The following is a 7,482-nucleotide window of genomic DNA, read 5'->3' as shown; positions in this document are numbered from 1 at the left end:
CGCGGCAGACTGAGCCCGGGCGCGCCCCGGCTCAGACGGCGGTGAGTCGGGCCACCGCCCGCGCCCAGGTCTCCCGGATCGCGGCGCGGTGCCGCGCGACGTCCGCACGGAGTCGCGCCGGTGCGTCATCGCCATCGTAGCCGAGACGGCGGGCGAGCGCGCGGAGCGCCTCGGGCTGCTCGTCGAGCGCTTCGACCGCCTGATCGCGCTCGATGCGCAGGCGGGCGCCGAGCTGCTGGAGGAACGCCCAGCCGTCACGGAGGGCCTGCGCGTCGGCGGCGGGGAGCAGCCCGGTCTCCGCCAGCACGTCGAGCGCGGCACGGGTCGAGCGTACGCGGAGCCGCGGCTCGGCATGGCCGTGCGCGAGCTGCAGCATCTGGACGAGGAACTCGACGTCGACCAGCCCGCCCCAGTCCGTCTTGATGTTGACCCGTCCCGCCGCCGCGCCGCGTTCGGCGGCGATGCGCTCGCGCATGTGCGCCACCTCGCGTGCCTCGTCCGGCGTCAGCCCGCGACCGTAGACGACGCGGGCGATGATCGCCTCGACGTGCACGCGCAGCGGCGCCGCGATCACGCCGAGCACGAACAGCAGCGGGACCATCGGCCCTCGGAGGGGCGTCACGCCAGTCACCATGCAAGTAAGGTAACAGCCGCGGCCGGCCCCGCGGACTGCCGGGGCCGGCCGGACCTGTCCCCAGCCGGTCGTCACGGGTGGGTGACCGACACGGTGTCCCTCACCACGGGCACGGTATCGATGACTGGAATCCGGGTCATGCTGTCCCGCCACATCCCGACCTCGAGCCGGAAGAGTTCGGCCAGATGGGTCAGGTCTGCGCCATCGGGCTCATCGACCTCTCCGATCAGCGCCGCGATCCGCGCCAGGTTTGCAACCGCCTTGGCATAGCCGCTGTCGGCGCGAACCGCTGCCTGGTACGCCCGCTTGGCAGACACCGGATGCCCGGCCCGTTCCAGCGCCATCCCCAGGTTGTTCTGAAACACAGGCGACGTCGAGCGCAACTGCACGGCGCGGGCAAGCGGCCCCATGGCCAGGCCCGGTTCTCCCTGCTCGAGGAAGAAGGAGCCGTAGTTGTTGAGCGTCCAGACGTCGTTCTCGTCGAGCACCAGCGCGCGGCGATAGGTCTCGCTCGCCTGCTCCGCATGGCCCAGCCTGACCTGCGCCCGTGCCAGGATTCGCAGGGCCTCCGTCGACGACGAGTCGATCGTCAGGGCATCCGTGGCGCGATCGGCGGCTTCCCCGGGCCGACCCCAGTCGAGCAAGGCCCGTGCAGCGCCGACATAATGGCCGGCTACGTCTGGTTCGAGCGCAATGGCCCGCTCGAATGCCTTGACGGCGTCACGGTAGCGCCCGCGACGAGCCGCATCGAGTCCGACGGACCGCGCATCGGCGGCCGTGACGATCTCGACCACCCGCGGCGCAGCGACCGGCGACGTCTCGACCCGGGGTGACAAGCCACCGGCAGGCAGCACCACGGCAGCGGGCTCTTGCGGTGGCAGCTGCGCAATCACGACCGGCTTGCCTCCGGGCACGTCGCACGCACCCATTACCGGAAGCAGCAACCAGGTCAGCAGCGAGGGACGGCGAAACGGCAGGACGAAGCGGGTCATACAGCCTCCTTGAGTGTGGAGCCCGCGGGCGCGATCGACCGCGGGGTCACACTTCACAAAGGCAAGGACGCTGCCGTTCGATACCCTCCCGGAGCCGCACCGCCAAATCGTTTCATGACAACCGGTTAGGCAAATCGACGTCGGAGTCCGGCCCGGAGCACGTGTCCGCCTGGACACACCCACCCCGAACGGCGGGTGTCCCGGCGGACACAGCCCCATCGCCGCGTCAGGAACGCAGTCAGGAAGGAGAGGAAATACCGAGACGACGCATGATCTTGAGCAAGCTGGCGTGATCGGCCAGGCCGAGGGCATCGGCCGTCCGGGTGATCTGCCAGTCGTGGCGTTCCAAAGCGCTCAGGATGATATCGCGCTCGGCGTCGACCTTCTGCTCCTGGTAGCTGCGATGCGTCCCGCTCTCGGCGACTTCGTCTCGCAATCCCGGCGGCAAGTGCTCGGCCCGAATCACCTCCCCCGCTGCCGCCACCACGATCCGCTCGATGATGTTTCGCAACTCGCGCACGTTGTTCCGTCGCCAGTCGTGGCGAACCAGCCGGTCCCGCACCTCGCCCGACAAGCGCTTCGGCAGCAGACCGAAACGAAGGCAGACTTCCTCGACAAACTGCTCGGCAAGCGACACGATGTCTTCCTTCCGCTCGCGAAGCGGCGGAACCTGCAAGGTATGGACATTGAGCCGGTACAGCAGGTCGTCGCGAAAGGCTCCGCTCCGGGTGGCCGCATCGAGATCCCGATGGGTTGCCGCGACGATACGGATATCGACCGGGATGGTGCGTGAGGCCCCCAGCGGCATGACTTCGCGCTGCTCGAGCACCCGGAGCAGCTTGGCCTGACCCGGCAGCGGCAACTCACCGATCTCATCGAGAAAGAGGGTGCCACCACCGGCCATCTGAAAGGCGCCGCGTCGAGCCGCCACGGCGCCGGTAAACGCACCCTTCTCGTGACCGAACAGTTCGCTCTCGATCAGATGCTCCGGCAGCGCAGCACAGTTGATCGGCACGAACGGTCCGAGCGCCCGCGGGCTCAACCGGTGAATCTCACGCGCCACCAGTTCCTTGCCGGTCCCGCTTTCGCCCAGGATCAGCACCGTGCTCGGCACCGGTGCGGTGCGACCGATGGCGTCACGCAAGGCCTGCATCGCGGCGCTTCGCCCGCGCAGCGACGACTCACCGAGCTGCGCCTGCAGCGCAACCACCTCCCGACGCAGCCGAGCCCGCTCGATGGCGTCCGCCACTTCCAGGACCACCCGCTCCATCGGTTCGGCCTTGTCGATGAATCCGACCGCACCGAGCCTGACCGCCTGAATGCAGCGGTCGAAGTCCCCGGTGCCGGTGTAGACGATGACCGGGGTCTCGTTGCCCCGGTGCGCCAGCTCACGCAGGACCTCGAAGCCATCGATGCCGGGCATCTCGAGATCGAGGAGGACGCAATCGACTCCGCCACTTTCGAGCGCCGCGAGAGCCGCGGGCCCGTTGGTGACCGTCTCGACCTGATGCCCAGCCAGCCGACGCAGGTCATACGCGTAGGACTCGGCCAGGGCCGGGACGTCATCGACGATCAGCAGGCGACTCATGCCGTTGGTAACTCCACCCGAAATGTGGTCCCCTGCCCAACGGCCGTCTCGACAGCCAGCGATCCGCCCAGATCGCTCACCAGGCGGCGAACCACGGACAAGCCGAGTCCGGTGCCTTGGGGCTTGGTGGTAAAGAAGTCATCGAAGGCGCGATCGAGCTGCTCGCGGGTCATTCCCGCCCCGGTGTCTGCCACCTCGATCACGACCTGGCCCGGCGCCCCGGGCCGCACCCGCAGCACGACCTGCCCGGCTGGCGATGCGGCATCGACCGCATTGGCAAGCAGGTTCTCGAGGATCCGCCTGACCGGAACTGGATCGGCCCGAAGCAGCGGCTCGGGTGTCATCAGTTCGGTCCGAATCACCACTCCGTCTCGGGCCGCTCCCCGGGCCAACTCGTCAACGAGGCGATTGGCCTCCGCCATTGCGGGGCCAGACGCCGGCGATAGCCTGGCATAATTCCGCGCCAGGTCATCGAGGTACGCTACGCTCGACTCCATGGTCCCGCGACGGGCCCGATAGACATCGACCAGCTGATCAGGCGCCTGGTCGACGGTCTGGCCGAAATGGCGAACCGCGTGGCGGATCGGTGCCAGGCCGTTCTTGATGTCATGGGTCACCTGTCGCGCCAGATCGCCGACGGCGGCGCGACGTTCCGACTCTCGCAAGCGTGCGGCACCGAGCTTGAGCCGAGTCGTCATGGCCGCGAGAAGACGGCTCAATCCCCCGATCTCGTCGGTCCGATCGGTCTCGAACGCGACGTCCAGGCGATCGAGATCGATCCGGCCGGTCTTGTCCGCCAGCTCGGTAATCGGACGGGCCAGCGCATTGGCGACACCCACCGCAATGCCGATCGCACCGAGCAGAGTCACGCCGAGTACCAATACGAACCAACGGTCGACCCGGCGGGTCAGGTCACGGGCAGGCCCCGGGTCCCGCACAATGGCCACCACCCCGGCCGCCGATTCCCCGGCAACCTCGTCGACCACGATCACCGGGATCCGCGCTGCGACGGTCTCCGGCAGCGGCGCCTTGCCGACCAGCACAGCGCGCACTTCCGGATCCGCGCCGAATCCGGCAATCGTCGACGAATCGAGCGGCGCGCCGCCAACCAGGTAGTACCGCTGCCCAAGCAGTGCGAACGAGTCGATCGCGGCCAGCACACTCCGCTGTCCCTCGGCCGTCCGAACCCGAGCCAGCGACAGACTGTCACCGCGGCCCTCGAGCGCTCGCAGCAGCAGCGGTGCCGAGCGACCGTAATCGTTGCGATACTGGCCGGAACTCAGAACCCGTCCCGCGCTGTCATGGAGCGTCAGGGCAGCGAGACCGGCCGCCCGCATTGCCTCGCCGGCCCAGTCGAGCAGCCAATTCGACTCGCCGCCGCCCTGCCGGACCAGGCGGAAACGATTGTCGACCGCGAGGTCGCTGCCAAGCTGACCCAGCCTGGCCCGCACCCGACTGCGTTCCGATCGCAGTTCAGACTCGATCGTCGACACCAGCGCACCAACCCGCCTGCTCCCCTCCTCTTCCAGCCGAGCTTGCATCTCCGCGCGGACCCGCCAGCCGAACAGCGCCACGGGCAGCACCGCGACAGCCGCAAACGCGAGGACGATCCGGGTCCGAAAGGTCACGGCACGCTCGTCGATGCGAACCCGACCACCCGCCCCGGCGCCCACCGCAGCGGCGGCACACCCCGCCGGACGATCACAGCGCCGCTGGCGGTCACGAGCGCGGCAACCCGAGCGTCCAACGGCGTCACGCAGCCCACCCTGGCCGCTGACTGCCCAGCCGCGACGACCGCTGCGGCCTCGCCGCGCGCCATGATTCGCCTCAGCTCAGCTATCGACGCCACCGGTTCCGCCCGGGCGCCCTGCCCCAGCTCGGCGACCCACGGTGGTCGGGATTCGCCAACCGCGAGCGAGGCGACGCGCTCGGCCAGTTGCCGGGCCACCTCGTCCTGGGCCAGATACGCAACGACCGGACGCCGACGCCCTCCCTCGGCACGGACTCGATTGCAGACGCTGTCGGACGGCTCCGCAGCGAGGGGCGTAGCCCGTCCACGCACTGCGCGCACGGCCAGGTCGGTTCGGTCAGCAGCCGACGGTTCATCGACACGGTCGCCATCGATCGTGACGAGGTAGTACTGGCGGCGGGGGCCGGTCGGCAGCAGCGCCCACTCTGGATGGGCATCGGCATACCCGGCGGCACGCGCATCGAGGGCGAACATCAGGTCAGCACCCCGGTCAAGCAGGTCACGGAGATCCTGATCGGGAACGGCCCGCTGCACGACAATGACCGACGGACCAGCACCACCGCTGTTTCGCACCAACCGAGCAACCGCCGCACCGCCTTCGGTTGCCATCCGATACAGGGCTTGCCTGGCCTCCGGTCGATACCTCCCCCGACAATCGGCATCCTCGACCCCGTCCGCAAGGAGGCGCGCTACGAAGCGATCGCCGGCGCTGCTGTCACCGTCGGCGAGTGGAGGCTCGGCCAGAACGACGCGAACCGTGTCGAGCCAGGTGCGCCCCGCATCTGCCTCGAAGACGCACGGGTCGCCGAGCGGAGCAGGACGTCCGCTGGTGCGGGCGCCGCATCCGGCCAGCCACAGGAGCGTGGCCGCCAGAGCCGCAACGCGGCAGGTCAGCGCGACCCTCCGCCGAAGCTCCGGCGCGCCTGGCCACAGGCGGGCCACGGCTGCGGCCGGCCATCCGGGCCCGGCGGCATCACCCGCCGGTCGCGAGGCACCCGCTCAGGGTCTTCCGAGGCCAGGTACGCAAGCATCGCCGCCAGGGTGGCGTTGTTGCGCAGGTCGTCGAACACGATCTTGTCGTAGGTGTCCCGGTTGGTATGCCAGGTGTACTGCCGATAGTCCGGATAGTTCGACTGGAGCCGGAAGGCGGGTGCCCCTTCGCACAGAAAGGACATATGGTCGCTCCCGCCCCGCTCGGGCTCACCCGGCAGGTCGAGGTCAATCAGACTCTCGATTTCTGGCGGAATCTGACTGAGCCAGCGGCCGAAGTGGGCTCCCGCCCCGGTCAGCCCCATCATTCGGATGTAATCGATCCGCCAGGTGCCATTGTCCTGGTTGAACGACGCCTGCATCCCGCTGACCACCTTGGGATTGTCCTCGGCAAACGCGCGGGACCCGATCAGCCCCTGCTCCTCCCCGCCCCAGTGCCCCACCAGAATGGTCCGTTTCGGGGTCGGGTAGGCCGCCTTGAGCAGGCGCATTGCTTCCATCATCATCACGGTGCCGGTACCGTTGTCGGTAGCTCCGGAGGCGCCATCCCACGAGTCGAGGTGCGCCGACAGCAGGACGTACTCGTCGGGCTTCTCGCTGCCCTTGATCTCGCCGATCAGATTGAACATCGGCTGCTCACCGAGCGATTCCGAGCGCGCATCGAGCCGGAGTCGCGGACCCTGGTTGTTCTGCGCCAGCCGGAAGAGCAAACCATAGTCTTCGCAGCTGAGATCCAGCGCCGGAATCTGGCGCGTGGGCGCATTGAAGACCTTGTTGACCCCCCACCCGGCGGACCACAGCGTGGTCAGCAATCCCGCGGCGCCGGCCTGCTCGATCGCTGCGCCAGCCCCACTCCCCAGCCGGCGCATCCGATCGCTCCAGGCCCGCCGGTTGGCCTCGCGAGCCGCCTTCATCCTCGCCACCGTCTCCGGTCGCGCCAGGCGCTCCCAGTTCTCATCCGGCCGGCAGGTCAACTCAGCCGGCGACCAGAGCACGAACTTGCCGCGCACGCTGGGCAGCCAGGCCGCAAACGCCTCTGCATCGCGCACATCCGGCAGCAGCACGACCTCCCCTTCGACCGGTCGCGTCGTGCCGGGGCTCCAGGCCAGCATGGTGGCCTCGAGGGTGCGCTGACGCGGCGCAATCAGATCGACGTGGGTGTGACCGCGCCGCCACCCCTGCCAGGTGCCGTACTGCTCCTTCCGCGCCGTGATACCCCACTGCCGATACACCGATGCCACCCAGTCGACCGACGCCAGGAACGACGGCGACCCCGAAAGACGGGGCCCGATCGAATCGAGCAGCACCTGCGCCAGGCGCTCGACCTGGGAGCGTTCCGTCATTCCCTCCGCCCAGATTCGGCGGATTACCGGATCGTCGGTCGGAAAGGTCTGAGCAGCGGCGCCCGGAGCCAGGGCGAGCGCAAGTGCAAACCACACGGGAGCGCGAACAGTCTTCATATCACCTGCCTGGGTTGGGATCCGCCCGGTGGGCGGGTCGATTGCGGACCGCAAGCCTCCGTTAAGCA

General features: G+C 68.8%; 6 protein-coding genes. All 6 read right to left on the bottom strand.

Annotated features, from left to right (window positions below):
• Positions 1-31: 31 nt before the first annotated feature.
• Positions 32-601, bottom strand: a complete 570-nt coding sequence (locus KF785_14925) for a hypothetical protein (GenBank protein ID MBX3148056.1) — start codon at positions 599-601, stop codon at positions 32-34.
• A gap of 104 nt (positions 602-705) precedes the next feature.
• Positions 706-1,626, bottom strand: a complete 921-nt coding sequence (locus tag KF785_14920; protein ID MBX3148055.1) for a tetratricopeptide repeat protein — start codon at positions 1,624-1,626, stop codon at positions 706-708.
• Between the two features lie 238 nt (positions 1,627-1,864).
• The gene (locus tag KF785_14915; GenBank protein ID MBX3148054.1) at positions 1,865-3,214 is read right to left on the bottom strand and encodes a sigma-54-dependent Fis family transcriptional regulator; all 1,350 of its coding nucleotides are present in this window, start codon (positions 3,212-3,214) and stop codon (positions 1,865-1,867) included.
• Entirely contained in the window at positions 3,211-4,842 is a 1,632-nt protein-coding gene (locus KF785_14910; protein MBX3148053.1) for a HAMP domain-containing histidine kinase, read from the bottom strand. Before KF785_14910 ends, KF785_14915 begins: the two co-directional genes overlap by 4 nt.
• Positions 4,839-5,906 (bottom strand): hypothetical protein, encoded by a 1,068-nt coding sequence (locus KF785_14905; GenBank protein ID MBX3148052.1) that lies wholly within the window; start codon positions 5,904-5,906, stop codon positions 4,839-4,841. The genes KF785_14910 and KF785_14905 overlap by 4 nt, the downstream gene beginning before the upstream one ends.
• Complete coding sequence (locus tag KF785_14900) at positions 5,855-7,414, bottom strand: M20/M25/M40 family metallo-hydrolase (protein MBX3148051.1); 1,560 nt, start codon at positions 7,412-7,414, stop codon at positions 5,855-5,857. Before KF785_14900 ends, KF785_14905 begins: the two co-directional genes overlap by 52 nt.
• Between the last annotated feature and the right edge of the window lie 68 nt (positions 7,415-7,482).

It is taken from the genome of Gemmatimonadales bacterium (assembly GCA_019637315.1).
GTDB lineage: Bacteria > Gemmatimonadota > Gemmatimonadetes > Gemmatimonadales > GWC2-71-9 > SHZU01.
Note: the sequence above shows the minus strand (reverse complement) of the source record. Positions and strands in the feature narration are given on the sequence as shown.